Origin of the sequence: Hasllibacter sp. MH4015 (assembly GCF_020177575.1) — a bacterium.
Classification (GTDB): domain Bacteria; phylum Pseudomonadota; class Alphaproteobacteria; order Rhodobacterales; family Rhodobacteraceae; genus Gymnodinialimonas.
Genome location: NZ_JAHTBK010000001.1, coordinates 2,294,815 through 2,320,802, shown reverse-complemented (window position 1 = coordinate 2,320,802; position 25,988 = coordinate 2,294,815). Strand labels below are relative to the sequence as shown.

Genomic DNA, 25,988 nt, shown 5'->3' with positions numbered 1-25,988 from the left:
CACCGGGCCAACGCGCGGGGGGCGAAGGGGTTCACGACAATCTTGCATCGGGGCGGGAGAATCTGTTACATATGCGACTGGTTGAGCCACGCTCACCCCCGCGGGCCGGGTACTTGTTTGTCGCGTCAGGGCACGTCAGCGCGACTTGTAACAAGGAGGCTCCCCTCATGGGTCCTTTTCCGCATGATGCACCGAAAGCCGAAATCAACGACCTGAACGTCGCTGGCACCGATGGATTCGAATTCGTCGAGTTCGCGCATCCCGATCCGGGCGCGCTGGAGACGCTGTTCAAGGCGATGGGATATACCGAGGTAGCGCGGCACAAGACGCGCGACATCTCCGTCTATCGGCAGGGCGACATCAACTACATCATCAACCGCGAACGCGACAGCCATGCGGGCCGGTTCGTCGATGCCCACGGGCCGTGTGCGCCCGCGATGGCGTGGCGTGTCGTGGATGCGCAGCACGCACTGAAATGCGCGCTGGATTACGGCGCGGAGGAATATACGGGCGACGACAAGACGCTCGACGTGCCCGCCGTGATCGGCATCGGTGGCTCGCTGCTCTATTTCGTCGAAACCTACGGCGAAGCGGGCAGCCCCTATGCCGCCGAGTTCGACTGGACCGGAGAGGTCGACCCCAAGCCGGTGGGCGCGGGCTTCTACTACCTCGACCACCTGACCCACAACGTCATGCGCGGCAACATGAGCACCTGGTACGATTTCTACGCCAAGGCGTTCAACTTCCGCGAAATTCGCTTCTTCGACATCAAGGGCAAGCAGACGGGCCTGTTTTCGCGCGCGCTGACCAGCCCCTGCGGCAAGATCCGCATCCCGATCAACGAGAGCGCGGACGAGAACAGCCAGATCGAGGAATACCTCAACGAATACAAGGGCGAGGGCATCCAGCATATCGCCGTGGCGACCAACGACATCTATGGCAGCGTCGATCAGATCCACGCCAACGGCATCGAATTCATGCCGCCGCCGCCCGCCACCTATTACGCGATGAGCCACAAGCGGGTGCAGGGCCACGAGGAGCCGCTGGACCGGATGCAAAAGCACGGCATCCTGATCGACGGCGAAGGGGTCGTGGACGGGGGCATGACGCGGGTTCTGCTCCAGATCTTCTCGAAAACCGTGATCGGGCCGATCTTCTTCGAGTTCATCCAGCGCAAGGGGGATGACGGCTTTGGCGAGGGCAACTTCAAGGCCCTTTTCGAGTCGATCGAGGAGGATCAGATCCAGCGCGGTGTGCTGAAGGTCGACGCCTAAATCATCGCCGCAGAGACGGATTTGAGGGCGGGGTAGAGCGCGCGATACCCCGCCAGGCGCGGTGCCAGTGCGCCCGCGCGGGTGGCGTCGGGCTCGAACCAACGTGACACGTCGGGCTTCACCGCGACATCCGCGACCGGCGCACCGGTTGCGATCTGGGCCAGCCGCGCGGCGCCAAGGGCCGGGCCGATATCGGCCCCGTCCGACCGCCCGATGGGCACGCCCATGACATCGGCAATCATCTGCAACAGGAAATCGCTGCGCGTGCCGCCGCCAATGGCCAATAGGCGCGCGGGGCGGGTTCCGGCCGCCTCCATCGCGGCGAGTGCATCGGCGAAAGTGAAGGCCACCGCCTCCACCACCGCGCGCATCATGGTGCCTTGGGTGGTGCCTTCGGACAGGCCCCAGAACCCGGCCCGGATGTCCGCGTCGCCATGGGGTGTGCGTTCGCCGGTGAGGTAGGGAAGGAAGATCGGGCCGGGTTCGGCCCCCTCCGCCTCTGCCAGCAGGTCGGGGATGGGGCGGCCCAGAAGCTCCGCCAGCCACGCCATCGGGCGCGCGCCGTTGAGCATCGCGGCCATCTGGAACCAGCGGCCCGGCAGGGTGTGGGCATAGGCGTGGATGCGGCTTGCGGGGTTGGGGCGGCAGGCGTCGGTGGTGACGAAGAGTTGCCCCGATGTGCCGAGCGACAGGAACCCGTCGCCCGGGTCCACCGCGCCGATACCGACCGCGCCCGCCGCTGCGTCACCGGCCCCGGCGGCCACGGGAATGCCTGCGCTCAGGCCGAGAGCTTCGGCCATATCGGCATCGAGCCTTCCGGCAATCGCCGATCCGTCCCGAACCTCCGGCATCCAATTCGGGTCCGTGTCGGAAGTGGCGCAGAGATCGGGGGACCAGGCACGGGCGTGTTGATCGAACCAGCAGGTGCCCGCCGCATCGGACGGATCAGTGACGTGCGCCCCATGGAGGCGGAACCCCACGTAATCCTTGGGCAAAAGCACCGTGGCGATCCGCGAATAGGTGTCGGGCTCATGGCTCTTGAGCCACATCAGCTTGGGCGCGGTGAAGCCCGGCATCGGCGGGACGCCCGCGACGTGGCCCATTTCGGGCAACCGGGATTCCATCACATCACATTCCGCGCTCGCGCGTCCGTCATTCCACAGGATCGCGGGACGGATCACGCGGGTGTCGGCGTCCAGAAGGACGGCCCCATGCATCTGGCCCGACAGGCCAATGGCGGACACGTCCCGCCTTATGGCGCCCGGCAGGCCCTGCATCGCGACCGTCAGGGCGTCGATCCAGGCCTCGGGGTCCTGCTCACTCGCGCCGGGAAAGGGTTGGGTGGTGGAAAGGGGCGCGTCACTGACGGCGCGCACCGTGCCATCATCCGCCATGGCGCAGAGCTTCACCGCGGAGGTCCCGATGTCGATCCCGAGAAATGTCATGCGATGTCCCTCACCCGATGGCTCGGCGCGATACTGCGTGTCGCATGGGTGAAGTCAATCTCGCGCCGGATGGTGCCGCGCCAGAAGCTGGTCGAGGGCGGGGTGGGGGAACGCGCGGGGCAGGGTGACGGCATAGAACGGCTCCACGATGTCGAGGTCATGGGGCGCGGTGACGACACGGCCCGACGCGATCTCGTCCGCCAGAACCACGGACGGGGCGATGGCGAGCCCCGCCCCTTCGCGCGCCAAGAGGCGGACCATGGCCATGTCATCGACACTGGCCGCGATGCGGGGGGTGATGCCAAGCCGCGCGACCAGGTTCTCGAACTCCGCTCGGATGATCGTGTCGGTGGGCAGGATCAGGGGCGCGGTCGACAGGAGCCCGCGCAACGTGTCGGCCTGCATCAGGTCGGGTCGCCCGTGGATCTGCACCGATTGTTCCGCGATGCGCTGCGCCGCGAAGGCGACACCGTCGCGCTGGGGGATCTGGGTGGTCAGCACGACGTCGAGGGTCAGATCCTCCAACTCCGCCATCAGGCGCGCGGTGTTGCCGGACCGCAGGGAAATCTCGTGCCCGCCGTCTGCCAGGATCGGTTGCAGGAATTGCAGCTGGAAATTGCGCGACAGCGTGGAGAGCGCGCCGATGCGCAGCGGCGGGTGGGTGGAGGTATCGCGGCGCAGCGTCGCCAGCATCTCCGCCCCCGTGCCGAAGATGCGGTCGGCATGGGCCAGCGCGATGCGCCCCGCCTCCGTCAGGGCAAGCGTGCGGCCCACGCGGTCGAACAGGGGCAGGCCAAGACGCTCCTCCAATTGCTTGATCTGGGTGGAGAGGGCCGATTGCGAGACGTTCAGGCGCGCGGCGGCGCGGCCAAGATGACCCTCATGGGCAACCTCGTGGAAATAGCGCAGGTGGTGGTAGTTGAGTTGGTCCATCGTTCACATAAATAGAATGAATTCGCCTGATATATGTATTTTTTATTCAGAGAGCAATCCGCTACGTCGTGGGATGTCCCAGAACAGAGGTCCCGTCATGGATATCATCGTCACGATCTTCAGCACGATCATCGACCAATTGCAGAAGCCGACGCTCGCCTTCCTGATCGGCGGCATGTTGTTGGCATCGCTCGGCAGCAAGCTGGAAGTGCCGGAACCTGTCTACAAGTTCATCGTCATGCTGCTTTTGCTGAAGGTCGGCCTTGGCGCGGGCATTTCGGTGCGGGACGCCAATCTGACGGAGCTTCTGGTGCCTGCCGCGGGTGCGGCCATCGTGGGCGTGCTCATCGTGCTTCTCGGAAGCCGGACGCTGGCACGCTGGAAAGGCGTCTCGAAGATCGACGGGCTGGCCACGGCGGGCCTGTTCGGCGCGGTCTCCGCCTCCACCCTCGCGGCTGGGATGGCGGTGCTGGATGACGAGAACATCGCCTATGAGGGCTTCATCGGCGCGCTCTACCCGTTCATGGACATCGCGGCGCTGGTCACGGCGATCGTGATGGCCAAGGTGAGCGTGGCGCGGCGGGCCTCCAACGCCGAAATCGCCGCCGACGGGACCATGGCGATGAATGCCGCGCCCAAGACGGAGCCTGCGCAGATCGAGGGGCTGGAGAAGGGCCTTGTGAAGACGATCCTGGTCGACACGTTCCGCAGCCCCGCAATCTCCGCGCTGTTGATCGGCCTGGCCATCGGCATCTTCGCGGCCCCCGACAGCGTCTATGACAGTTTCTACGAGCCGCTCTTCCGGGGTCTGCTGTCGATCCTGATGCTGATCATGGGGATGGAAGCCTGGGCGCGGCTGTCGGAGCTGCGGAAGGTTGCCCATGCCTACATTCTCTACGGGATCGCGGCACCGCTGGTGCACGGCATGCTGGGCTTCGGCGTGGGCCTGATCGCCCACCACCTGACCGGTTTCTCCGCGGGTGGCGTGGTGCTTCTGTCGATCATGGCGGCATCGAGCTCGGACATCTCCGGCCCGCCCACGATGCGCGGCGCCCTGCCGGAAGCCAACCCGTCAGCCTATGTCGGCACGTCCACCGGCCTCGGCACCCCGGTCGCCATCTTGTCGATCCCGCTCTTCATGGCGCTGGCGGCGGCGTTCATCGGCTGAGCCTGACGCGCCCGCCCCACGCCTTGTGATATTGGTCCGTGCGTTGTAGCCCAATGCCCGGACCGACATCGTCGAAGAGGGCAAAATGAAAGCGGTGATACTTGCCGGGGGGCTGGGAACGCGCATCAGCGAAGAGTCCCACCTCAGACCCAAGCCGATGATCGAGATCGGGGCCCGCCCGATCCTGTGGCACATCATGAAGCTCTATGGCCATCACGGCATCACGGAGTTCATCATCTGCTGTGGCTACAAGGGCTACATGATCAAGGAATACTTCGCCAATTACTTCATGCACATGTCCGACGTCACGATTGACCTGGCCGACAATTCTGTGGAGGTGCATTCCCAGGCGGCGGAGCCGTGGAAGGTCACGCTGATCGACACGGGCGAGCAGTCGCAGACCGGGGGCCGTATCCGCCGCGTCGCCCCCTACCTCGACGATACGTTCTGCCTGACCTACGGCGACGGTGTTGCGGATGTGGACATCACCGCGTTGGTGGCGTTCCACAAGGCGCAGGGGCGCGAGGCGACGATGACCGCGATCCAGCCCGCTGGCCGCTTCGGCGCGCTTGCGATCCAGGACGAGAAGATCACGGCCTTTCACGAGAAGCCCCGAGGCGACAATCGCTGGGTCAATGGGGGCTTCATGGTCTGCGAGCCGTCGATCCTCGCGCGACTGGGCGGCGACGATACGGTGTTCGAGAAAGGCCCACTGGAGGGGCTGGCTGCCGATGGGCAGTTGAGTGTCTGGCGCCATGACGGGTTCTGGAAAGCGATGGACACGCTGCGCGACAAGAACGAGTTGGAAGATCTGTGGGCGCAAGGCCGCGCGCCGTGGCGCGTCTGGGATCCGCTGCGCGGATGAGCTTCTGGGCCGGAAAACGGGTTCTGGTGACGGGCCATACTGGGTTCAAAGGGTCGTGGCTGTCGCTGTGGCTGATCCAGCTGGGGGCGGAGGTCAGCGGGTTCGCGCTTGAGCCCGACACGACGCCTGCGCTCTTCGATCAATTGGGATTGGCGGGCAAACTGGACCATCGCATCGGCGACATCCGCACGAAGGGCGCGCTGGAGGCGCGGGTGGCGGAGGTGCAGCCGGATGTCGTCTTTCATCTGGCCGCGCAGCCCCTCGTCCTCGCCTCCTACGAGGACCCGATGGCGACGTGGGATACCAACGTGATGGGCACGGTTCACATGCTCGATGCGCTGCGGCAGCTGACGCACCCCTGCGCGGCGATCATGATCACGACCGACAAGGTCTATGAGAACCGGGAGACCGAGCAACCGTACTCGGAGGGGGATCGCCTCGGCGGGCACGATCCCTATTCGGCCTCCAAGGCGGGCTGCGAATTGGCGATTGCGAGTTATCGCAAATCCTTCTTCCACAGCCATCCGGTTCGCGTGATCGCGGCACGGGCGGGCAACGTGATCGGCGGCGGCGACTGGGCAAAGAACCGGATCGTGCCCGATATCGCGCGCGCCCTTGCCGCCGGTGACGTGATCGGAGTGCGCAATCCCGACGCACAACGCCCGTGGCAGCATGTGCTGGAGCCGCTGGCGGGCTATTTGCGGCTGGCTGAGCAGGCGTTTGGCGGGGCGGCGCTGGCGCCCGCCTATAATTTCGGGCCCGACCCGCAGGATGTGCGCCCGGTCCGCGATCTTGTTGAGGGCGCCGTGGCCCATTGGCCGGGGCGGTGGGAAGACCGCTCAGACCCCGATGCGCCCCATGAGGCCGGGCTGTTGAGCCTTGAGAACGCTTTGGCACGGCAGGACATCGGCTATACACCACGCTGGACGTTCGACACCTGCCTTGCCCGGACGATGGCGTGGTATCGGGCGGTCCATGAGGGCGCGGAACCGGCAGAGATTACCGCCGCCCAGATTGCGGAGTTCGGCGCGCCATGAACGTGACGCCCTTGCCCCTGTCCGGCGCGTTCGAGATCACGTTGGAGCGGCGCGAAGACGCGCGTGGCTATTTCGCGCGGACCTATTGCGACGATGAATTCCGCAAGGCCGGTCTGAACTCAAGCTGGCCGCAGATGAACGTGTCGATGAACCTGGCCCAAGGCACCCTGCGCGGCATGCATTTCCAGCGCGCGCCCCAGGCGGAGGTCAAGCTGGTGCGCTGCCTGCGCGGGCGGGCATGGGATGTAATCGTCGATCTGCGCGCGGGATCGGCGAGTTTCGGGCAGACCACCGCCCTGATGCTGGACGCCGAGGCGCTGAACGCGGTCTACATCCCCGAAGGTTTTGCCCACGGGTTTCAGGCGGTCTTGCCGGAGACATTGCTGCAATATATGCACTCCGAAACCTACGCGCCGGGCCATGAAGGGGGCATTTCGCCCTTCGATGCGGCCCTGTCGATTGACTGGCCTCTGCCACCCGCCCGGATGTCGCCCCGCGACGAAGCCCTTCCCGCCCTAGCGGAGATCACGCCCCTATGACCCAGGCCTGCCGCCATTGCGCCACGCCGCTCACGATCGACTTCGTGGATCTGGGCTTTGCCCCGCCGTCGAATGCCTACCTGTCGGAAGACGCCCTGTCGGCCCCGGAGCTGACCTTTCCGCTGCGCGTGAAGACCTGTCCCGCCTGCTTTCTGGTGCAGACGGAGGATTTCGCCGCCGCTGATGCGCTGTTTTCACCCGATTACGCCTATTTCTCCTCCACTTCGAAGGGCTGGGTGGCCCATGCGGCGGACTACGTGGAGATGATCACGGCACGGTTGGGCCTGAACGCGGACAGCCACGTGATCGAAGTGGCGTCCAACGACGGCTACCTTTTGAAGAATTTCGTGGCCGCAGGCATTCCTTGCCTGGGGGTGGAGCCAACGAAAAGCACGGCCGACACAGCGAAATGCCTTGGCATCCCCGTCCTGCAAGAATTCTTCGGGGAGGAGATGGCGCGCGATTTGCCGAAATCGGACCTCGTCCTAGGCAACAACGTCTATGCCCATGTCCCCGATATCAACGATTTCACCCGCGGCCTGCGGGAAGTGTTGAAGCCCGAGGGCGTCATCACGCTGGAATTCCCGCATTTGATGCGGCTGGTGGAGCACAACCAGTTCGACACGATCTATCACGAGCATTTCTCCTACCTGTCGCTCTTGGCGGTCGACCGGATCATGGACGCGGCGGGGTGCCGTTTGTTCGATGTGGAGGAATTGCCGACCCATGGCGGCTCGCTCAGGATCTATGCCTGCCGGGCGGAGGCGCGCCACACGGAAACGGATGCCTTGCGCGCGGTTCGGGCGGAGGAGCTTGCGCGCGGCATGGGCAGCCCCGCCTTCTACACGGAGTTCCAGGCCCGCGCCGAACGGGTCAAGGACGATGTGCTGCGTTTCCTGCTGGACGCCAAGGCGGAAGGGAAATCCGTGGCGGCATACGGGGCGGCGGCCAAGGGCAACACGTTGATGAATTTCGCGGGTATCGGCAAGGACCTGATCACGTTTGTCTGTGACGCGGCGGAAGCCAAGCAGGGGCAATTCATGCCGGGCAGTCACCTGCCGATCCTGCCGCCCGACGTGCTGACCGACCGCCGCCCCGATTACCTCGTCATTTTTCCGTGGAACATCCGCGATGAGGTGATGGCCCAGAACGCCCATCTTGCGGCGAAGGGCACCCGTTTCGTGACCGCCGTGCCTGCGTTGAAGATCCACGGATGAGCCGGGTTCTGGTCACAGGCGCGTCGGGTTTCGTGGGCCAGGCCGTGATGCGCGCGCTGGCCAGGCGCGACTGCACAACGCGCTGTGTCCTGCGCCCCGGCGCCGAGGTGCCCCTGGCCGACGAGACGGTGATGACGGGCGATCTGTTCGCCGAGGATGCCGGGTTCTGGGCCGACACCTTCGATGGCGTGGACATGGTCCTGCACCTGGCGTGGTATGCGGAGCCGGGAAAGTACCTGACCTCTGACAAGAACCTCGATTGCCTTTCGGGCACGTTGCGCATGGCGCAAGGCGCCGTAGCCGCGGGGTTGCGCCGGTTTGTCGGCACCGGGACCTGTTTCGAATATGCGTTCGGGGACGGAATGCTTTATCCCGACGGCCCGCTTGACCCGCAAACGCCCTATGCTGCGGCCAAGGTCAGCGCCTATCTGACGCTAAAAGCCTTCTTCGAGCAGAGCGGCACAGAATTCCTGTGGGCGCGGCTCTTCTACCTTCACGGTGCCGGAGAGGACCCGCGCCGCCTTGCGCCCTATATCCACCAGCAACTTGCCAAAGGTGCGGTGGCGGAGCTGACCGAAGGCACCCAGATCCGCGATTTCATCGACGTGGACGCAGCGGCGGAGCTTTACGTGGGCGATGCGTTTTCAGACGCGACAGGTGTCACCAATATCTCCACCGGGCATGGGATTTCCGTGCGCGACCTTGCGCTTGGCATCGCCGATCAATACGGACGCCGCGACCTGCTCAAATTCGGCGCGCGGCCCACCAACCTGACCGATCCACCAATCATCATCGGCCCGCGCCATCCCCGTGGGGCAGCCACGCCCGATCTTGTACACACATCAACGCCCGCCCCCCGATAGACCGCGTGTCGCGGCCCCTTGCCATTCGAAGGTGAACCAGATGAGCCAATTCAAAGACGACATCCCCAACCGCGTCGCGCAGATGCGGAAGAACGCAGCCCTGACCGAGCCGGGCCTTGCCTTCCTGCGCGCCTCCGCCGTGGCCGAATATTCCTACAATTACCATTGGATGGACCGCCCGATCATCCAATACCCTCAGGACGTCATGGCCATGCAGGAGCTGATCTGGGAGGTGAAGCCCGACCTGATCGTGGAGATGGGCATCGCCCATGGCGGATCGCTGATCTTCAGCGCCTCCATGCTGGCGCTTCTGGACATGTGCGATGCGATTGAAGCGGGTACGACGCTTGATCCGCGCGCGTCCAACCGCAAGGTTCTGGGGGTCGATATCGACGTCCGCGCCCACAACCGCACGGCGATCGAGGCGCATCCCATGGCGTCGCGTATCCAGATGATCGAAGGCTCCTCCATCGCCGATGACATCATCGCGCAGGTGCACGAGGCCGCCGCCGGATATGAGCGCGTTCTGGTCTGCCTCGACAGCAACCACACCCACGACCATGTCCGCGCCGAGTTGGAGGCCTATGCCCCCCTGACCTCCGTCGGCAGCTATTGCGTGGTCTTCGACACGCTGATCGAGGATATGGATGACGATGCCTATCCCGACCGGCCCTGGGGCAAGGGCGACAATCCGAAGACGGCGGTCTGGGATTACCTGGAATCGCACCCGGAATTCGAGATCCAGAAGGATATCGCCGACAAGCTACAGATCACCGTCGCCCATGACGGCTATCTCAAGCGGGTGTCATAGGCTCCCGTCAAAGGCCTTGGCGCGCGATCTGGCCGCGCGCCAGGCGGCCGAGGCGCTGAGCTTGCCGTCCGTCACATCGACCATGGCGTCGCCCAGCATGTGATCCACGATGCGCACGCCATTCAGGATGGTGTTTTCGCCATTCAGCTCGCATGACAGCTTGAAATTCCCGATCTCGCCCAGGCCCTTCTTGATCCGCTGCCGCGCGGTGCGCTTGGGCATTTCCGCCTCGGCCTGCGCCTCGAATTCCGCAAGGCTGCCAGTGGCCTCCGCATGGGCGCGCAGGGTCGCCTCGATCTCCGGGGCCTTGTCGGGGCGGCGTTCGCGGCCCTTCATGGCATAGTGATACCAGCGCTGGTAATCGGGGCGATGGTCCATGAACCCGCTGCGCTGGCGCAGGGTTTCGAGGGTTGCGAAGATCACCAGGTCAATCGTCTCGCAATGGTCGATGATGTCGTCGTAGGGATCGGCGCGGTTTTCTTCGGTGAACATGCGCGCAATCTGTTCGGCGCCCTTAGCCCCGTGGATGTTCAGCTGCGCGTGTCCGTTGCTTTTGGGCGAGGCGCCGTTGATCGTGAACGGGTGGAGCACCTCAAGGAAATTCCCACCGTTGAAGATTGCGCGATACTGGAAGTTCACGTCCGGGATCGTGCCGTCGAAATAGAGGTCGGGGCCGGGCTTCACCCGCTCCAGATAGGCGCGCGAGATGCAGCCGTGGTAGATGTTGGGCGCGGGGAAGAGGTTGTGGGTCTCACACGCCAGAAGCGCGGGAAGCTGTGCCGCCGGATCATACGGCACCGGCCGGTTGAACGTCCGGCTGCGATAAAGCCGGATTGAGCCCGCGCGTTTGGGCATATAGCCGTCCACGGGCCAGAAATACCCGGATTTGAACCAGTTCACGCCGTCGGGCTCGTGCGTCTCCAGGATCTTGCGCAGGGCCGGAAACTGCCCCGGTACGATCGCGTCGTCATCGCCGAACGTGATGATGTAATCACCGGAACTGGCGAGGATGGAGCGGTTGAAATTCTCCCGCATCGACACGCGCCTTTCCGACGGCAGATAGACCAGGCGCGGATCGTCGAAAGCCTCCACCACCTCTTTCGTGTTATCGGTGGAGGCATTGTCGGCCACGATCAGCTCGATACCGTCATCGTCGATATCCAGCACGGACTGGATCGCGGCGTTCAGGTAATAGGCCCGTTCCCGCGAGGGGATGATGATGCTGACTTTCACGGCTTGGCACATCCGGCTAGAGACATTTGCGCCCTTTTACACCCTTTCCGCGCGACCGAAAGGTGGCGGCGGGCACAAAGGTCGGCTCGCAGTTCGGGGGATGGGATGGAGGCGAGTACCGGAATCGAACCGGTGTACACGGATTTGCAATCCAGTCTCCTTTTACATGAAAACAGGCGCTTAGCCCCAAATTGGTATCAGGACATATGCCGAACAAGGTATGAACCTGATACTGCTGTTTTCGCCGGACCAAGATCATGAGCGGCATGGCCTTGATCTGGGCCGCGAATGTCAAAGGCTTGAAGCCCGCCGCCAAGATTGTGCTGATCCAACTGGCGGATTTTCACAACAAAGAAACCGGCCAGTGCAACCCAAGCGCACAGCGATTGGCGGATGAATGCGAGATGGGCCGTGCAACTCTGTTTCGTCGCATGGCGACCTTGGAGGAATGCGGGCTTGTCACGCGCCATGCTCGCGGTGATGGTGATGGTGGGCGAGGGGCCAACCAGTATGAGTTGCACCTCGATATAACCCTTGGCCCTAGCGCCCGCCCTGAGGGAAGAGGCCGCGGTCCAAATGGGGTTGCGTCTCAAATTGAGACGGGGGGAAATGTCTCAAAAAAGAGGGGGAAAAGTCCCGGAGGTGAGACTGGGGTAGTCTCAAACCGGGACAGGAACCTTACCATTGAACCTATGAAAGAACCTCCTACGCGCGATAGCGTGGTGGCGGTGGATGAAGAGGCTGAGAGGATTTTGGCCTCCTATCCGCCCGACCGTTTGCGCGGGAAGGCCGACTGCCTGAGGCGCATCAGAGCGGCGCTGGACGAAGGCGTCAGCGCCAAAGACCTGACCGAAGCCGTCAAGGCATACGCCACGGAGAGTGCGGGCTTCACCCGGTCCAAGGTCTGCTTCTCAGACAATTGGTTCAATTCTGCGCGGTGGCGTACTCACGTCGAGTACATCGCCACGAACCGCGAACAGACGAAGGCAGTGAAAGCCGAGATGCTGGCTGGCCTGGCGAATTGGGTCACGGATCGCCATCCGCTGTGCCGTCACATCACACCCGGCCAGGTCGATGCGCTCTTGGCCGCTGAGCTGGTAACACAGGCGCAAATCCAGGCGGCAGGCCACAGATCATGAGCACCACCGATCCCACCGAAGTGCAAACAGCAAGGTGACCCATGTCATACGGCTGCGCCGATGACACGGGACCTTGCGATGGGCGGCACGCCTCCCCTTCGAACCCCACCGGCGCGGGCATAGCCCCCGCCAAAGTGCCGCTCACCGAGACCTTCGTCTTCCGCTGCACCGCGTCCGAGAAGGCCCAGCTACGCGCCAAGGCCGACGCCGCTGGCCTGCCTGCCTCGACCCTCCTGCGCGAGGCGCTTGGCCTGACTGAGGCCCGTCGCCGCAAGCCCGTCCCACGCGTCGATCCGGCGCTTGTGCTGGCCGTCGGGCGCATCGGCGGCAACCTCAACCAGATCGCGCGTTGGCTGAACCACGCCATGAAGGCCGGGCGCACAGACCTCGATACCCTGACCGTCGCCCGTCGTATCGTGGTGATCGAACGCCAGCTTGCCGCGCTCCTTGATGAGGCGCGGCGGTGCTGATCAAGTTCTTCCCCAATGGCAAAGGCGCAGGTGCGGGGCCGGTCGGCTATCTCGTGGCCGAGCGCGTGCTGGCCTATGACGACAATCGCGATCTGATCCGCGATGCCCACGGCCAGCCGGTGATTGTCACCCGCGAGCCGGTGCCCGAGGTTCTACGTGGCAACCCCGACCGCACCGAGGTCCTGATCGACGCCAGCCGCAACCAATGGACCTACCGCGCGGGCGTGATCAGCTTTGCGGACAGCGACGACCCGACCGAGGATCAGCAGGCCGAGGTCATAGACCAGTTCGAGCGGTTGGCCTACGCGGGGCTGGACCCTGAGCAATATGAGGTGCTCTGGGTCCGCCATCGCCACGAAGGCCGGGTCGAGCTGCATTTCTGCACGCCGCGCCTAGAGCTGACGACGGGTAAGAGCCTCAACATCGCGCCGCCGGGCTACCAGGACGCCTATGACAGCCTGCGGGATGTGATGAACCAGCGTCACGGCTGGGCTGACCCGATGGATGTGGAGCGCGCACAGGACGTTCGCGACACCATTGAGGCCCCGACCCGCGCCCAAGGCCGGGACAAGCTGCACGCCTGGATAAAGGACCAGATCGACCTCGGGATGATCACCGACCGCGCCACCATCATCGATGCCCTCACTGACGCAGGCTTCGACCTGCCGCGCATTGGCAAGGCCTACATCACCGCCCGCGACCCGGAAACCGGCGAGCGCTGGCGGCTGAAAGGAGAGATTTTTCATGAAGACTGGCAAGCCGACCCGGCTGAGCGAGAAGCTGAACGCGGAGCTCGATACGATCCGGGCCGAACACGTCGCCTCGATCTCATCCCAGCTGAAATGCTTCAGGATCGATTTGAAGAACATTGTGGGCGCCGCGCAGCATACCATCGCGAGCGATACGCGCCGGTTTCAGACCGAGACGGCGAGCTTGTTCGAGACGCGGCTGAGGTCGATCCGCCTCTGGCTGACGATCTCACCCTGGCTGATCGCGGCGATGGTGCTGACGTGGATTGCCTCGATGATGGCCGCGAGCTTTTTCTGGACGGTGCATTTGACGCGCTCGGAACTGACGGAACTGGGCCTGACACGGATCGAGCGGCCCGAGGGGACATGGCTGATCCTGGACCCATCGAAGACGCGGCTCAGGACCTGCACAATGGGCGGGAGACACGTCACCTGCATTCGGATCGAGGAGGATTAGATGACCCAATTGACAGCCTTGGAACGCGACTTGCTCGCCTGCGTCGAGCGGTTGGTGACGGCCTCAGAGGCCTCCGCGAAGGATTTGACCGCCTTGGAGAGACGCTCGACCGGCAGGATCGAGACCGAACTGGCTGGCTTGAAAGACTGCGTGACCTTGCTCATTCGTTCGCAGGCCGGATCCATGAAGGCCTTGAGCGGATTGCTGAACGACGAGGCGAGCTACAAGACGCTGAACGAGAGCTTGCAGCAGAGCTTGACCTTAGCGAAAGCCGCCGCCGAGAGATCGAGGGACAGCTAGACAGCCAGGAGGCGCATGCGGAAAGGGGGTTGCGGCATTAGATTGCCCAGATTTGAGAGCCGGTCTTTCGTAACGAAAATTATCTTTGAACCCGCGCCAGTAAGTCCGCAGCAATTGAACTCACGATTGACCGAAACTAGTCAATGCAGCTGCCTTACAAGTTGAGCTTTGGCGGTACGCTTCGAGTGACAAAATCAAAGGCAAGTGGTTACATGCTGTAGTTGAAATCAAATGAGAGACGAAAATGCCTTTCTCTTCGGCTTTGTATTACCCGCATTTCACTCCTAGCGTCGAAAATTTACGCGGGATGCTTCTGTTCTATGATGACGTCAGACTTATGGTGCCGGAGGAAGATCAGTGGCATGTTCGTCAACGGGAACATGTATCAGAAATATTGGAAGTATCGGGCCGTAACCAACAAGATCCGTTGGTGAATTTTATTGCACCTGAGCCGCATATAGCACGATGGAGCCATAGGTACCAAAATGGTCGGGGGTCACCGACAATCGAGGACCAGGCTTTTGAGCGTCTAGTTCGAAAGCACAGCCAAAGAACCAAGCGTATGAGGTCCCTTCGCAACCTCGAGTTTGAGACCGGTTACTGGGGATCACGTGTCTTAAGGGACACCCCACAGCAAATGGAATTGCTCAACAAGCTGTCGACAAGAAAAACAAACAGGTGGAGGTACATTTCTGCTCAAAAAGTGTCAGAAGAGCTCTTAGAAGAGCTTACTGAAAATCGCGTTGCTCTGCCCGCAAAGTACGCTTGGCACCCAGAATATGATCAACCTATCGAGGTGCAACCTGTTCTGATGGTCGAAGAAATCGTAGATTTCATAGTATCGCGATTGGCTCGAGATGTGAGCTTTGAGAATGATCTGTTTTCATTGACGTTTTCTGGTTCAAGCTACTTGGACCATGTCTATAAGTCCGATCAGAGACGGCAAGAAAGAAACTCAATTTTTCTTTCCTTTGCGGTCCCAACGCTCATACCAAAAAACGTTGGTAGTCTTCGGATAGGGGATTATCTTGAAATTCGCGAAATGTACTCCCCCTTGAGGAAAGAGATTGGCTCTTTTGCCGGACAATTAGTGGAAGCAAACTTCCTTGACGATGGCTTGCAGCAAAAAAAGTTCCTCAGCAGGCTGGATGGAGCTGTTCGCCAAGTACAATCAAGCCTTGAACAGCAAGAGAAATTGATCGCGAAGTCCCGAATTCATAACACTACAAAACTAGTTTTAGGGGTGGGAGGGTCTATTGTTGGCGCTGGAATCGGTGGTATTCTGGGTAATCTTTATGGCGCGGCAGCAGGGAGCGTCTTGGGCCATTTCTTGAATGGAGTGACCGACAAGTATTCGTCCGCTGTCCATTCTGACCAAGACGGTTTTTTGCGGAATACCGCGATGATGCATGCGGCTGTAGAGCAAAGGTTGAACAACTCAGTTCCTACAAATAGTAACACTTGGCTTTAGCGTTCTTTGAAGGCGAACGAGCTTAGTATGTTGCCTATCTAATTATGCAGCGACCAAGGGCTCGATATTGGAAACGTCAATCTCCAGCGTTGCTCGAGCCATGTCATAGTTCGTCTGCAAATTCAACCAGTAGGCCGGGGTCGTGTTGAACACACGGGCAAGGCGCAGTGCCGTGTCAGGCGTGATCCCGGTCGTGCCCTTTATCAAACGCTCGATCCGCGTCCGAGGCACGCCCAGACGCCGGGCAAACGCAATGGCGCCCATCTCCAGGGGATCGAGGTAAAGCTCCTTCAGGACTTCACCGGGGTGCATTGGGTCTTTAAGCAAGCTCATCAGCATATCCTCTCAATGGTAGTCCACAATCTCAACATCGGCGGGGCCGTTCGGTGTCCAGACAAAGCAGATGCGCCATTGCCCGTTGATCCGCACGGAGTGTTGCCCAGCCCGATCCCCTTTCAGTTCTTCCAGGTGGTTGCCGGGCGGGAACCGCAAATCCTCGACGACAACCGCAGCATCCAGCGCCGAAAGCATAGCTCGCGTTCGCTTCACCAAGTCACTCGGGAAGCCTTTGCCGTACTTGCCCTTCACGGCGTTGGCAGCGAGTTTGCCCTTGGTGTTTTGGATCATGCGGATTGTGTATCATCAATTGATACATGTGTCAATAAGTGATACGTCATGTGCCCGGGTATAATTGAGTACTGATCGCCTCCAAGCGATGGCCTAACGGCAAAATAGGCCACGACTAACGTACTCGTTCAATGGCGAGCCTGTTCGATTGCTTCCTCCAACTCTTGAACCAACTCATCATGTTCACTTCCGTGGAGTGAAGCAAGTCGTTCAACGGCTTCGTCGAGGTCGAAGAATGCGGAGATGGATGATCTGTGTAGGGGGTAGTAGACCGAGTCGCTCATGGCCCAACTGCGAAGGTGGTTTAGGATAGTAAGAAAACCATGATCGGTTGCGCTGTTTGCGGTCACCCACTCTCTTGCGTCGGCCTCCCCGGATATGTCCCGCCACCCAAAAAGAAATGATGAAACGTCGGGCATTTCAGCGATTTGATCGTGTACCTGATTTGACGAAAGACGCCCTCGCATGATGTTCAGCAGCTCATCAAGGAACTCATCCGAAAACACCCATTGTCCTGGCTGGCTTGGCCGATCTCCGACCCTCCCGTGGTTCCACATTTGGTCTCTGAGGAAGTTGCCAACAAGCCAGTTCAATGAGGTGCCCTTTTCAGCCAACTCTTTTGAGACCCTTTCAAAGGTATCCAGGTCGGCGGCTCTCAACTGAACCAAGCAACGTTCGGCTACACGCACAGCAGTGCTGCTGACGGAAAAGGCAAATGCGCGCGGTTTGTTATCGGTCGCGATGACAGAGTCCATAGTATCGGACATTGCCAGCAAAATCCCAGCGGTCGTTTCTTTGTCCAACTTGGACACGAGGCCGTCATCAAGACGGTCCAGAATATGCTCAAACCACGTCCTACCAGATTGGCGAAGGCTTCTAGCGTAATGTTCGAGGCGCGCCTTCAAAGAGGGTAAATCTGATCTCGCAAACTCAAGGAGCTCGTTGAAATCCTGGTCGGACATCACCGTCTTGGGCCCTGTCAGGGCAAAGTAATAGCGGTAGTGTAGGGGACTTCCGAGACGCTTTAGCTCAATCGCGTCGCCTGCCTCCCTGAGCGAAACCTCGGAAAATACCCGCTTTGAGGGGTCTTCATTTGTTCGAACACCCGGAACGAATTGCCTTAGTGCCCATATCGAGCGTGACGCACCGATCTCCTCGGATGGCAGAAGCTCCTTAAGGGTTGTACCCATTGTCGCCTTAGAGTCATTTGTGATCGAACCGTCACCCGTCACTAATATGGAACGGACCGACAGATACTCCTCCAGCCACTTATAGAGGTTGAAGTTCGTGGTCTTGATCAGGTGAAGGCGGCAAAAATCTGGGAAATAGACATCATCTGCTACGGAGGGATAGACAAACCGTATGCCGTTGAGCGCGAGCTTCACTTCTCTCGGTGTGCTCAACCCCATCCCCTCGCGGTCTACTGCTGAAGCCAAACCCTCCAGCAGTTCGCCGTCCGGAGCTGCACCGGTAACTTCCGCAAAAATGGCTTCCGCTTCGTTCCGGAACTGTGTTCGGAGATCAAAAGGTTCTGGAAGAGGAATGGCGAAGGTAAGCTGGACGATTTTCTGCAGGAACAAATCACCATCCTGAACCTTGAGTCCCGTTTTTAGGGCTTGCGCCAAGACTTCGCGATCATAACACATAAGATATGCAACTCTGGGGAAGTCGGCAACAGAGCGCACAAGCCGAACAACTTCGACGGCCTGCTCGGGTTCAAGCCGGTCAAGATCGTCCAGAATAACTACAAATCCAACTTCTAGTGCTTCGATCTTTTCAGCAATTGCCCGCTTCAGTTCGGAGGGCGTGGCTTCCCGGTTTGAAAACTGTCCGAGTGCATCACCACCGGCTTTTAGCGCCCCGGCGGCAGCTTGAGCTCCGGGCACAAAGTAACCAGCGAGACTGGCGAGCGGTACCAATGTCCTTGCCGTCTTTTGCCCGTATAGGCTGATCAAACCCCCGACCTCACTTGCCTTCTTCCGGTTGAATTCTCCTAGGAGACCTTGGGTTTCAGCTAGTTCCGATTCACGCTGTTCAAGCACATCCGCAATCGGCCCCAGCAACGACATCACCAATGTAGCTGAATCACCATTTAGCCAAGGGGCAACAGTAATCGTGTGGATGTGTTGAGATTCCGCAGCAGTCAGCTCGTCGCGCAGGAAGTTCAGGAGCGAGGTTTTTCCTGACCCCCACCGACCTTCCAGCCCCACGACCATACCGTCACCTTTCGAGGCCTCAATGATTGAGGGTGCAAGGCGCTTGGCCATGCCCACAAATCCAAACCGATCATCAGTTTCTTCTTCAAGCGCGCGATCTGAGTCCAATTCAATAGTCATGTGCACTCCGCGGTTTCTAATTTCTTACTGCGCCCAAGTTCTTGCTGTGCAATTCGAACCCGCGAACTCCAAACGCGATCCAAGATGCGCTCCGCGAGAGCCAACGTTAAATGCCATCGAACCAATCAGAATGAATACTTACCTGTTCGATCATTTCAGTAGCCACGCCCAGCCGGTTTTCCTTCAAGAGTTCACAGAGCCGGTCACCGTCGATGAGGTCAATCGCAATCGCGCCGTCGCGCGTGGCTTCGTCCGAAGCTTGGCTGGTAAAATGCCCGTGGTGATGAACAGCCCTTTGTCTGCGCGGCCCTGCAAGGCCCCTCGGAAGTCACGGATTTCTTTTGAACCGACGCTTCCCTTCCAACGCTTGCATTGAAAGTAGACCTGGAACGACACGAGGTTGACGCGCAGAACCCCACACCATCGATACCGCCATCACCCGACTTGCCGCGCACTTCGACTTTCGTGAAGCCCGCTTCGCGCAGAAGCCGCTGTGCCAGCCGTTCGAACCCGTCCGGGGTCATCTTGCCCAGAACCGCCAGAAGAGCCGATTTCCAATCTTCCTCGTCCGCAGGGCCGTCATCGGCCATCACCTCGATCTCTTCGCCTTTGTCCGCGTCAGCCTTCTTTGCAGCCAAGCGCTTCAGGCGCGCGCGCTGGCGCTCTTCCTGCGTCACTAGGTCATAGATCGCTTGGGTCGCGTTCAAGTCGGAGATCGCGGAGCCCGTCTCGGTCAGCGCCCAAACACCGCGCTTGGAGTTGTTCAGCGCATCACCGCGCTTCAGGTACGTCCGCGCCCAGGCGAGGTAGTAATTCACCCGCGTCCGGTTCTCATCGCGGGGCATGGTGAAAGCCTGTTCGGCTTCGGTCACGCCTTCCAACTCGATCACCTTCTCATCGAGTTCTTGGATCGTCGCGGACCCGCCGAGGTCTTTTAGCGCCTCGACCGTGACCAACATCATTCCGGGAAGGTCTGGAAGGGTTTCTGCGTCGATTTCAAATCGTCTTGTCATGCTGGATATCACTTAAACAATGCAAAGGTTTGAACGCCAAAGAGGCTGGTTGAAACTTGCGCCATCTGCCAAAGACGCTGGCTGGCGTCGGGATCGCCATCTGATGCCAGAATTTGGTCCAATCGAACCAGGCGACGGTCCAATCGATCTTGCGCTTCCTCGACTAGGATTCGGTCAGATCGTTGTCTTATGGCATCATCCACAAAAGCAGCTCGCTCGTTTTCCCGCTGTCGGGCATCGGCCAGCGCTTCTCGGTAGCGGCCTAGGGTGCTATCGACACGATCCATGAGCGGGGTAGTAGAGGCCGTCACTGCCTGCGCAACGTGATCGGCGAAGCCCGCGAATTCATCGATTGCGATTTCTTGTGGCTCAGAAAAGAAGTAGGCTTTCCCTTCTGATTTCAGCGTCTTGTCAAAGCAAACCCGATGAGGATCCAAATCGGGGAGAACGCCGACTGTGCTGGGCCTTAGATATACGGAGTTCTTGGCGACAGCGCTTGAAAGCCAATGTGTGTTGATTTCATCATTGGTATGGAAAGCCGGTGCGGCATAGAAGGTGAACGGCTCGATGGCCTCCAGAGCAAGAAGGAGGGACTGTTGTTCCGAGACGCGCTTACTGGTGATCTCAAAGCGGTAGTACGGCAGCGTCATGGTATGACCGGGAATGCCGATCTCGCGGGCATTTGATGCTTTCATCCAATCTGACAGTTTGAACTGCAGGTTTAGGATGATGCCCGATTTGCCCTTGAGCTTTGCGTCGTATCCGCCACCCTTTTTCCCTTCTTCGAGCAGGCTCGGAAAGATTGGAACTGCGGACAGAGACATGGCCTTGGCCAGCTCGTTGACCAAAGAGAACCCATACGTAAACTCGCTGAACTCAGCTTTCACTTCCGACCTCACGCCGCATAGCGGTCTTCTCCAACAAGCTCCGCTTGCCCCAACGCGGCCAGGCTCTCCAAGAGCGGCTGCACGCTTGTGGTACGCGCGCGCATGAAGCGGCGGGCGATTTGGTCGGGGGTGGCTTCGCCCATTTCGGTGAGGGCCTCGCGGACAGCGGCGATCTGGTCGGGGAGGGTTTTGGGCCAAGGGGCTTTTTCGACTTTGGCCGTGACGCCCAGGTCCATGTCCTCGGTCTTGCCTTTCGCAGCCACGCGGCCTTCCGGGTTCTGGTAGTCAGGGCGGAGCCAACGGATATGGCCGCGCGCCTCCTCCTTGGCACGTTCCTTGTTGAGGGCGACGAGGCGGAAGAGGATGTGTTCATCGCTCAGGTCCTCGGGCCAGCCATAGGCCTCGGCCACGGCGGCGTCGATCTGGTCGTGCAGGTCCTTGAGGATGCCGATCAGGCCCTGATCGTTAAATCTCGCGGTCCTTGCCCTCGATGGTCTCGCCCGCGCGGAGCTTTTCGAGGACGTTGTACATCTGTGTCAGGGTCAGCTTGGGGTGTGCGGCCTGCTGGCGCTTGCGGTGCGCGTCGAGGTCTTCGCCCAAGGCGCGAAGGCGGGCGCGTTGGTCGTCGGTGAGGTCGGGGAAGGGGAACTTATTGAAGCAATCTGAATGGTTGTAGGTCGGGTCATTCCCAAAGCCTAGCCACCCACCAGCGGCAAGGGAAAAGACCTCGTGAATTCGGCTACTTAGGATTGCCAAAGAATGAGCCTCCTCGAGCGCCACTACCACGAGTTTGCTCTCGGCTATGGAAGAGCTATCGACAAACTGAAAGAGACGATGCTTTGCCGTCCGAGTTGTCGCTATCATGCGCGCGAGCGGTTCAATAGCAGGTCGCAACTCGCTTCGCGGCTCGCCGAAAATCCACCAGTTATTTCGGTAAGTTGCACGATTGTTTTGATCCCGCTCGGGCTTCACATTGTCATAGACATGCTGAAAAACTGATGGGAAGTCTTCCTTGGCTTGTTCTTCAGTAAGCCCAAAGAGGTCGATCGCCATCATCCCACGAGGAACTTGAGCCAGGTCCCGCCCATTGAAAAACGGTCTTATGTGGCGGCCAAGTCGCTGATCCGTCCCGAGACCTAAGTTCTTGGCTTCCTCTTTGCTGACGACGAAACCCATTCCATGAAGCTTGACGCCCATGTGTGCGAGGCTGTCGTTTGAGAGCAGCGGTTTTGCCCCGGCCACATCCGCCCCGATCTGCAAGTTTGCGAAGACTTTTCCGATTTCGTGATCGAATGTCACCTGCTTCCCATCCGCCTCACTCTTTTCTTTGCTTTCGGTCGCCAAATTCAGCAGTCGCCCAGCCCGGTTTCCGGCCGCGCCCACCGTCATCGCAATCCGCACAGCAGCCCCATAAAGCGTATCGACCCAAGGGTGATCCGGGATCGCAAAGAGCAGCGAGAGCGGCTTTTTCGGATCGTTCAGATGCGGCTCCAGCACCCGGCGGTTGAAGGTCTGGCGCAGGGAGTTTGTGGTGATCAGACCAAAGCGCCGGGTGCCTTTGCCGGTCTTGGCATTGTATGCCCGCGCGGCCAGCGCCGCTTTTTCCCACCAGAACATGACCAGATCGGCGCTTTGCGGCATCTTGGGATAGGCCTTCCACAGCGCCTCGACATAGCCGTCGCCGAGATTGTCGCGCAGGCGCGCGGCCCCGATGAACGGCGGGTTGCCAACGATGAAATCCGCCCGCGGCCAGACCGTCGCCTTGGGATTGGAATAGTCGTAGACCTGCACGCGCGCGTCCGGGTCCGGCACCTCCTCCCCCGTCACGGGATGGCGCATTGTGGTCACGCCGTCCCAGCGGGTGACCGGCGTGCCATCTTCATCCATCCGCTCCGTCCGATCCGCCCATTCTAGCACGGCATCGCCTTGGCGGATGTTCTTGAAGTCGCGCAGCACAGGCTCGGACGGGGCGGCGTTGCCATAGGTGCGGAAGTGCCATTGCAGGTAGCCGATCCACAGCACCAGTTCGGCCACGTTTGCGGCCCAGGGGTTTAGCTCGATCCCCAGAAACTGGTGTGGGTCCACGGTGATCAGGGGCCGCGTGTCGCCCAAATCGTGCATGAGCGATGTCACCTCACCCTCCAGCCGCTTCATCATCTCAAGTGCTACATAGAGGAAGTTGCCCGAGCCGCAGGCGGGGTCGAGCACGGTGGTTTCGCAAAGCTTGGCATGGAAGGCGCGTACCAGCTTGAGCGCGTCTTCGGTTTTGCCGTCCTCGGTTAGGCGCTGGACGGCGGTCTGCACGTCGCGCCAATCCTCGCGCAGGGGTTCGATGATCGTGGGCGTGACCAGCCGCTGCACATAGGCGCGCGGCGTGTAGTGTGCGCCGAGCTTGTGGCGCTGGCGTTTGTCGAGCGCGCGTTCGAGGAGCGTGCCGAAAATCGCTGGTTCGACCTGTTTCCAGTCGGCTTCGGCGGCTTCGATCAGCAGGCCGAGTTGCAGGTCATTGAGGGGGAGCGCGTCGGCCTCTTTGAACAGTCCACCGTTGAAGCGTTTGAGGTCCTGCATGAGGACTTGGGAGAAACCGCCGGTGTTCATCGTCTCCCACAACCCCTTGAGCGCGGGTTCGGCGTGTTCCGGATGCCCGCGCACTTTCCGCAGGAGTTCCGTGAAGCTTCCACGCGGGATCAGGTCCACATCCTCGGCAAACATCGAGAAAAGGCAGCGCATTAGGAAGCTGGCTACTGTCTGGCTGTCATGGCCCTGGCCCTCGAAACTCTTGCCCAATTCGGCCAGATGGACGGCGATGTCGCGAGTGACTTCGGCAGCCTTGAGCGATGGGTCTAGGCTGTAGGGGGCGGTCCAGATCGTGCGCAACAGATCTCGGGTGTCTTCGTCGTGAAGCTCATCAAGCGCGATGCGGTAGCGATTGCCGTCCGGGAATTGGTTGTAGCCTTGGCCTTGCTTCGAGAAGTCGGCGTAAAGCTCGATCACGTGGCCAACATCGACGACCATCAGGAATGGCGGCCAGCCGTCGTCCTTGGCGACCGCACGGGCGTAATTGTCCGCTTGGTTGCGTGCCTTGAGCATTGTGTCATCCCAAGCGGCGGTGCCGCGAACGCCATGCCCGGTGCGCTTCTGCCTGCGTTCAGCGGTGCCCTTGGTCAGGTCTCCTTGGCGGTTCTTCTTCTGGTTCACACCCTGTTTGGTTTCCAGAATGAAGTGACCCGCGCGATAAACATCGACAAAGCCAGTGCTGCGTTTGTGAGTATGCGCGAAGGTGACGGGCCGTTCGAACCTGTAGTGATCGTTGGCGTCATCATCCGTTGCCGGGAATGGGCGTTCGAGGCCAAGCAGCTCAGTCAGTTCGATCACAAACAGCTGGTAATTGGCGTGTTCACTACCGCCAGACGGCTTCCAACGGGCGATGAATTCGCCGATCTGCTCTTCGGATGTCATTTACTGGTCAATCACATTTCGGGGCAAAACGCGTTGTTCTAAAAAGGTTTCAAGGGTGTAGGTGTCGAGAAAGCGCTGGCTGGCTTGAAGGGGTTTCTGCAGGCGCTGTTCCAGTCCTGCGCAGACGCCCATCACTGCAATTCCGACTGCCATCCAGACCATCGGCGTGAAGGAAGGACTTTCTGAAAAAAAGGCCAGAAATAGAAGCGGAAGGACAACGAATGGCAAGCCGAGCAGGTTAAGGTAGCGGAGCTTTCTCACACTAAGCGCCACGGTCTTCGCTTTTCGTTCGTGTTCCTCCACGACCTGGGTTTCCCAGGCCAGAAACTCGTCCTCCAATTGTCCTCGAAGGTAGTGTCCGCAGCGGCAATAATCCCTCGTCAGGTACTCCGCCTGTTCACAAGCGGCGCACCTGATCGCGTTGATCCCAGGTGCTTTGGGTCGTGTTGGATCGCGCCGGATCGGTGTTTCGCTCGGTGTGAGAGCGTGTCTCTCAAGAAATCGATCAAGCCGATCAGAGAGCGACATCGTGCGCGGTTTCAGCACGTGGACGTTTGGCGGCAGCTGACTCTCGAACATCACGCGACTAGCCCCAGGACGCGGTCTACTCTTTGCGTGTCGGGCGCATTTTCGTCCGTGTTCAATGGGTCCTGATTGAGGAATTCAGCGAAGAGAAAATCAATTGCGTCCCACTTCTTCTCATCTGGTACCGATAGGCCACGTTCGCTGATCCGATGCTCCACAGCCATACCAACCTTGCGATATGCTTGCGCCATTTCACGTTCGCGCCGGGTCAGCCCTGGCTCATTGTCGCCTTCCAGCACCCAAAGCGGATCGGCCTCGAACTCTTGAAATATCTTCAAAAGTAGCGATCCGGGCAGGTCGCGCTCGCCGCGTTCATAATACTGGTAAGCGCTACGACTGACCTGCAAACGTTCGGCCATCTCTTCTTGAGACAGTTTCTTTTGGCGTCTTACTGCCGATAAGCGGTGTCCCATGCCTTGGTCTGCCATGCGCAACCTTGATTCTTGTTGCATTGACCACGAATGTGGTCACATATATATGTTATGACCATGAATCGTGGCGATGCGCTCGTTTCTGACATGTTGAGCGTACTTTTGTTTCATTCTGAAAGCAAAAGGGAATCTTTCGCTTTGATTTGTGGTCGCAGCAGACATAGGTGACGCATGACCAAACTCCTTGAAACACCGAAAGAACTTGCTGAGCGCGTCGGTATTCCCGTGACTAACGTTCGCTACCTTATCCGCGAGGACATGCTGGATCACGTTTACACGGCACCTGGCCGACGCAATCCAAAGATTCCTCAGGGGGCTTGGGAGAAATACCTAGCGCAATTCACGGTACGTGCTGCCGCTTCGCCAAGTGCGAGCGGACAACCTGAGCCGAAAGCGGCAAGGCAATGAGCTCGCCCGCGCCGATGATGGCGAGCGAAACCACGGCTGCGCGTCTCCTCGATCTGAGGACGCCGCAGTTCCTCAAGCTTGTCGATGACGGTCATTTGCCGCCGGGTCGCGAGATTGCGCCCGGTGTCGTGCGTTGGGATACCGAAACCCTGAAGAGGCTATTGAAGGGTGAGGGAGCGGAAATGTGGGATCGAATCCAGTGGTAGGGCACCAAAAGCGGTATCTGTGGCAGCACCCTTCAGGGCGGTGGTACGTCCGCAAATGCATCAAT

General features: G+C 60.3%; 26 protein-coding genes and 2 pseudogenes. 15 read left to right on the top strand and 13 right to left on the bottom strand.

Annotation, left to right across the window (positions count from 1 at the left end; all coding sequences use genetic code 11):
- The first annotated feature begins 167 nt into the window (after window positions 1-167).
- Entirely contained in the window at window positions 168-1,274 is a 1,107-nt protein-coding gene (gene hppD / locus KUW62_RS11925; protein ID WP_224815694.1) for a 4-hydroxyphenylpyruvate dioxygenase, read from the top strand.
- Here hppD and xylB read toward each other — a convergent pair.
- Both xylB and KUW62_RS11915 read right to left on the bottom strand, forming a co-directional pair.
- Window positions 1,271-2,719, bottom strand: coding sequence for a xylulokinase (gene xylB / locus KUW62_RS11920; RefSeq protein ID WP_224815693.1), 1,449 nt, complete (start codon window positions 2,717-2,719; stop codon window positions 1,271-1,273). The genes hppD and xylB overlap by 4 nt on opposite strands.
- 54 nt (window positions 2,720-2,773) lie before the next feature.
- A complete protein-coding gene (locus KUW62_RS11915) occupies window positions 2,774-3,652 on the bottom strand; it encodes a LysR family transcriptional regulator (RefSeq protein ID WP_224815692.1) in 879 nt (292 codons plus the stop codon).
- 97 nt (window positions 3,653-3,749) lie between these two features.
- Between KUW62_RS11915 and KUW62_RS11910 the strand changes: the two genes are divergently transcribed.
- The 7 genes from KUW62_RS11910 (at window position 3,750) to KUW62_RS11880 (ending at window position 10,152) form a co-directional block, all read left to right on the top strand.
- Window positions 3,750-4,820, top strand: a complete 1,071-nt coding sequence (locus tag KUW62_RS11910) for a sodium-dependent bicarbonate transport family permease (protein WP_224815691.1) — start codon at window positions 3,750-3,752, stop codon at window positions 4,818-4,820.
- 85 nt (window positions 4,821-4,905) lie between these two features.
- Window positions 4,906-5,685, top strand: a complete 780-nt coding sequence (rfbF, locus tag KUW62_RS11905; RefSeq protein ID WP_224815690.1) for a glucose-1-phosphate cytidylyltransferase — start codon at window positions 4,906-4,908, stop codon at window positions 5,683-5,685.
- Window positions 5,655-6,722 carry a CDP-glucose 4,6-dehydratase gene (rfbG, locus tag KUW62_RS11900; RefSeq protein WP_224815689.1) on the top strand — a complete coding sequence of 356 codons (1,068 nt, stop codon included), beginning with the start codon at window positions 5,655-5,657 and terminating at the stop codon, window positions 6,720-6,722. The genes rfbF and rfbG overlap by 31 nt, the downstream gene beginning before the upstream one ends.
- A complete protein-coding gene (locus KUW62_RS11895; protein WP_224815688.1) occupies window positions 6,719-7,261 on the top strand; it encodes a dTDP-4-dehydrorhamnose 3,5-epimerase family protein in 543 nt (180 codons plus the stop codon). Before rfbG ends, KUW62_RS11895 begins: the two co-directional genes overlap by 4 nt.
- Entirely contained in the window at window positions 7,258-8,478 is a 1,221-nt protein-coding gene (locus KUW62_RS11890; RefSeq protein ID WP_224815687.1) for a class I SAM-dependent methyltransferase, read from the top strand. The genes KUW62_RS11895 and KUW62_RS11890 overlap by 4 nt, the downstream gene beginning before the upstream one ends.
- Window positions 8,475-9,341 carry an NAD(P)-dependent oxidoreductase gene (locus tag KUW62_RS11885; protein WP_224815686.1) on the top strand — a complete coding sequence of 289 codons (867 nt, stop codon included), beginning with the start codon at window positions 8,475-8,477 and terminating at the stop codon, window positions 9,339-9,341. Before KUW62_RS11890 ends, KUW62_RS11885 begins: the two co-directional genes overlap by 4 nt.
- A 40-nt stretch (window positions 9,342-9,381) precedes the next feature.
- Window positions 9,382-10,152 carry a cephalosporin hydroxylase family protein gene (locus KUW62_RS11880; RefSeq protein ID WP_224815685.1) on the top strand — a complete coding sequence of 257 codons (771 nt, stop codon included), beginning with the start codon at window positions 9,382-9,384 and terminating at the stop codon, window positions 10,150-10,152.
- On the opposite strand, the gene KUW62_RS11875 is transcribed toward KUW62_RS11880, so the two are convergent.
- Window positions 10,147-11,385, bottom strand: coding sequence for a glycosyltransferase family 2 protein (locus KUW62_RS11875; protein ID WP_224815684.1), 1,239 nt, complete (start codon window positions 11,383-11,385; stop codon window positions 10,147-10,149). The genes KUW62_RS11880 and KUW62_RS11875 overlap by 6 nt on opposite strands.
- 257 nt (window positions 11,386-11,642) lie before the next feature.
- Between KUW62_RS11875 and KUW62_RS11870 the strand changes: the two are divergent.
- From KUW62_RS11870 to KUW62_RS11850, 5 genes and pseudogenes are all read left to right on the top strand, one after another.
- Window positions 11,643-11,810: pseudogene (locus KUW62_RS11870) on the top strand (helix-turn-helix domain-containing protein); the annotation flags it as partial.
- A 267-nt stretch (window positions 11,811-12,077) separates the two neighbouring features.
- On the top strand, window positions 12,078-12,524 hold the full coding sequence (locus KUW62_RS11865; RefSeq protein ID WP_224817103.1) for a hypothetical protein: 447 nt from the start codon (window positions 12,078-12,080) through the stop codon (window positions 12,522-12,524).
- A 134-nt stretch (window positions 12,525-12,658) separates the two neighbouring features.
- Entirely contained in the window at window positions 12,659-12,994 is a 336-nt protein-coding gene (gene mobC / locus KUW62_RS11860; protein WP_224815683.1) for a plasmid mobilization relaxosome protein MobC, read from the top strand.
- Window positions 12,988-14,541 (top strand): relaxase/mobilization nuclease domain-containing protein, encoded by a 1,554-nt coding sequence (locus KUW62_RS11855; RefSeq protein WP_224815682.1) that lies wholly within the window; start codon window positions 12,988-12,990, stop codon window positions 14,539-14,541. The genes mobC and KUW62_RS11855 overlap by 7 nt, the downstream gene beginning before the upstream one ends.
- Window positions 14,542-15,137: 596 nt before the next feature.
- On the top strand, window positions 15,138-15,971 hold the full coding sequence (locus tag KUW62_RS11850; RefSeq protein ID WP_224815681.1) for a hypothetical protein: 834 nt from the start codon (window positions 15,138-15,140) through the stop codon (window positions 15,969-15,971).
- 42 nt (window positions 15,972-16,013) lie between these two features.
- Here KUW62_RS11850 and KUW62_RS11845 read toward each other — a convergent pair whose 3' ends face one another.
- From KUW62_RS11845 to KUW62_RS11805, 10 genes and pseudogenes are all read right to left on the bottom strand, one after another.
- Complete coding sequence (locus tag KUW62_RS11845; protein ID WP_224815680.1) at window positions 16,014-16,304, bottom strand: HigA family addiction module antitoxin; 291 nt, start codon at window positions 16,302-16,304, stop codon at window positions 16,014-16,016.
- 12 nt (window positions 16,305-16,316) lie between these two features.
- A complete protein-coding gene (locus tag KUW62_RS11840; protein ID WP_224815679.1) occupies window positions 16,317-16,598 on the bottom strand; it encodes a type II toxin-antitoxin system RelE/ParE family toxin in 282 nt (93 codons plus the stop codon).
- A 128-nt stretch (window positions 16,599-16,726) separates the two neighbouring features.
- The gene (locus KUW62_RS11835; protein WP_224815678.1) at window positions 16,727-18,934 is read right to left on the bottom strand and encodes a P-loop NTPase fold protein; all 2,208 of its coding nucleotides are present in this window, start codon (window positions 18,932-18,934) and stop codon (window positions 16,727-16,729) included.
- Window positions 18,935-19,117: 183 nt separating this feature from the next.
- Complete coding sequence (locus KUW62_RS19105) at window positions 19,118-19,330, bottom strand: restriction endonuclease (protein WP_370632884.1); 213 nt, start codon at window positions 19,328-19,330, stop codon at window positions 19,118-19,120.
- 29 nt (window positions 19,331-19,359) lie between these two features.
- A pseudogene (locus KUW62_RS11830) lies at window positions 19,360-19,893 on the bottom strand (winged helix-turn-helix domain-containing protein); the annotation flags it as partial.
- Window positions 19,894-19,955: 62 nt separating this feature from the next.
- The gene (locus tag KUW62_RS11825; RefSeq protein WP_224815677.1) at window positions 19,956-20,834 is read right to left on the bottom strand and encodes a hypothetical protein; all 879 of its coding nucleotides are present in this window, start codon (window positions 20,832-20,834) and stop codon (window positions 19,956-19,958) included.
- 8 nt (window positions 20,835-20,842) lie between these two features.
- Entirely contained in the window at window positions 20,843-21,244 is a 402-nt protein-coding gene (locus KUW62_RS11820; RefSeq protein WP_224815676.1) for an RNA-binding protein, read from the bottom strand.
- A 55-nt stretch (window positions 21,245-21,299) separates the two neighbouring features.
- Window positions 21,300-24,293 carry a DNA methyltransferase gene (locus KUW62_RS11815; RefSeq protein ID WP_224815675.1) on the bottom strand — a complete coding sequence of 998 codons (2,994 nt, stop codon included), beginning with the start codon at window positions 24,291-24,293 and terminating at the stop codon, window positions 21,300-21,302.
- A complete protein-coding gene (locus tag KUW62_RS11810; protein ID WP_224815674.1) occupies window positions 24,294-24,632 on the bottom strand; it encodes a hypothetical protein in 339 nt (112 codons plus the stop codon). It lies immediately after the preceding gene.
- Window positions 24,633-24,871: 239 nt separating this feature from the next.
- Entirely contained in the window at window positions 24,872-25,306 is a 435-nt protein-coding gene (locus tag KUW62_RS11805) for a helix-turn-helix domain-containing protein (RefSeq protein ID WP_224815673.1), read from the bottom strand.
- Between the two features lie 174 nt (window positions 25,307-25,480).
- Here KUW62_RS11805 and KUW62_RS11800 point away from each other — a divergent pair, with 174 nt between their 5' ends.
- Entirely contained in the window at window positions 25,481-25,717 is a 237-nt protein-coding gene (locus KUW62_RS11800; protein WP_224815672.1) for a hypothetical protein, read from the top strand.
- A complete protein-coding gene (locus KUW62_RS11795) occupies window positions 25,714-25,923 on the top strand; it encodes a hypothetical protein (RefSeq protein WP_224815671.1) in 210 nt (69 codons plus the stop codon). The genes KUW62_RS11800 and KUW62_RS11795 overlap by 4 nt, the downstream gene beginning before the upstream one ends.
- Window positions 25,924-25,988 lie beyond the last annotated feature (65 nt).

Coding starts and splice junctions, on each gene's coding strand:
- hppD (WP_224815694.1), top strand. CDS start 168: ATGGGTCCTTTTCCGCATGATGCACCGAAAGCCGAAATCAACGACCTG.
- xylB (WP_224815693.1), bottom strand. CDS start 2,719: ATGACATTTCTCGGGATCGACATCGGGACCTCCGCGGTGAAGCTCTGC.
- KUW62_RS11915 (WP_224815692.1), bottom strand. CDS start 3,652: ATGGACCAACTCAACTACCACCACCTGCGCTATTTCCACGAGGTTGCC.
- KUW62_RS11910 (WP_224815691.1), top strand. CDS start 3,750: ATGGATATCATCGTCACGATCTTCAGCACGATCATCGACCAATTGCAG.
- rfbF (WP_224815690.1), top strand. CDS start 4,906: ATGAAAGCGGTGATACTTGCCGGGGGGCTGGGAACGCGCATCAGCGAA.
- KUW62_RS11895 (WP_224815688.1), top strand. CDS start 6,719: ATGAACGTGACGCCCTTGCCCCTGTCCGGCGCGTTCGAGATCACGTTG.
- KUW62_RS11890 (WP_224815687.1), top strand. CDS start 7,258: ATGACCCAGGCCTGCCGCCATTGCGCCACGCCGCTCACGATCGACTTC.
- KUW62_RS11885 (WP_224815686.1), top strand. CDS start 8,475: ATGAGCCGGGTTCTGGTCACAGGCGCGTCGGGTTTCGTGGGCCAGGCC.
- KUW62_RS11880 (WP_224815685.1), top strand. CDS start 9,382: ATGAGCCAATTCAAAGACGACATCCCCAACCGCGTCGCGCAGATGCGG.
- KUW62_RS11865 (WP_224817103.1), top strand. CDS start 12,078: ATGAAAGAACCTCCTACGCGCGATAGCGTGGTGGCGGTGGATGAAGAG.
- KUW62_RS11850 (WP_224815681.1), top strand. CDS start 15,138: ATGGAATTGCTCAACAAGCTGTCGACAAGAAAAACAAACAGGTGGAGG.
- KUW62_RS11845 (WP_224815680.1), bottom strand. CDS start 16,304: ATGAGCTTGCTTAAAGACCCAATGCACCCCGGTGAAGTCCTGAAGGAG.
- KUW62_RS11840 (WP_224815679.1), bottom strand. CDS start 16,598: ATGATCCAAAACACCAAGGGCAAACTCGCTGCCAACGCCGTGAAGGGC.
- KUW62_RS11835 (WP_224815678.1), bottom strand. CDS start 18,934: ATGACTATTGAATTGGACTCAGATCGCGCGCTTGAAGAAGAAACTGAT.
- KUW62_RS11815 (WP_224815675.1), bottom strand. CDS start 24,293: ATGACATCCGAAGAGCAGATCGGCGAATTCATCGCCCGTTGGAAGCCG.
- KUW62_RS11805 (WP_224815673.1), bottom strand. CDS start 25,306: ATGGCAGACCAAGGCATGGGACACCGCTTATCGGCAGTAAGACGCCAA.
- KUW62_RS11800 (WP_224815672.1), top strand. CDS start 25,481: ATGACCAAACTCCTTGAAACACCGAAAGAACTTGCTGAGCGCGTCGGT.
- KUW62_RS11795 (WP_224815671.1), top strand. CDS start 25,714: ATGAGCTCGCCCGCGCCGATGATGGCGAGCGAAACCACGGCTGCGCGT.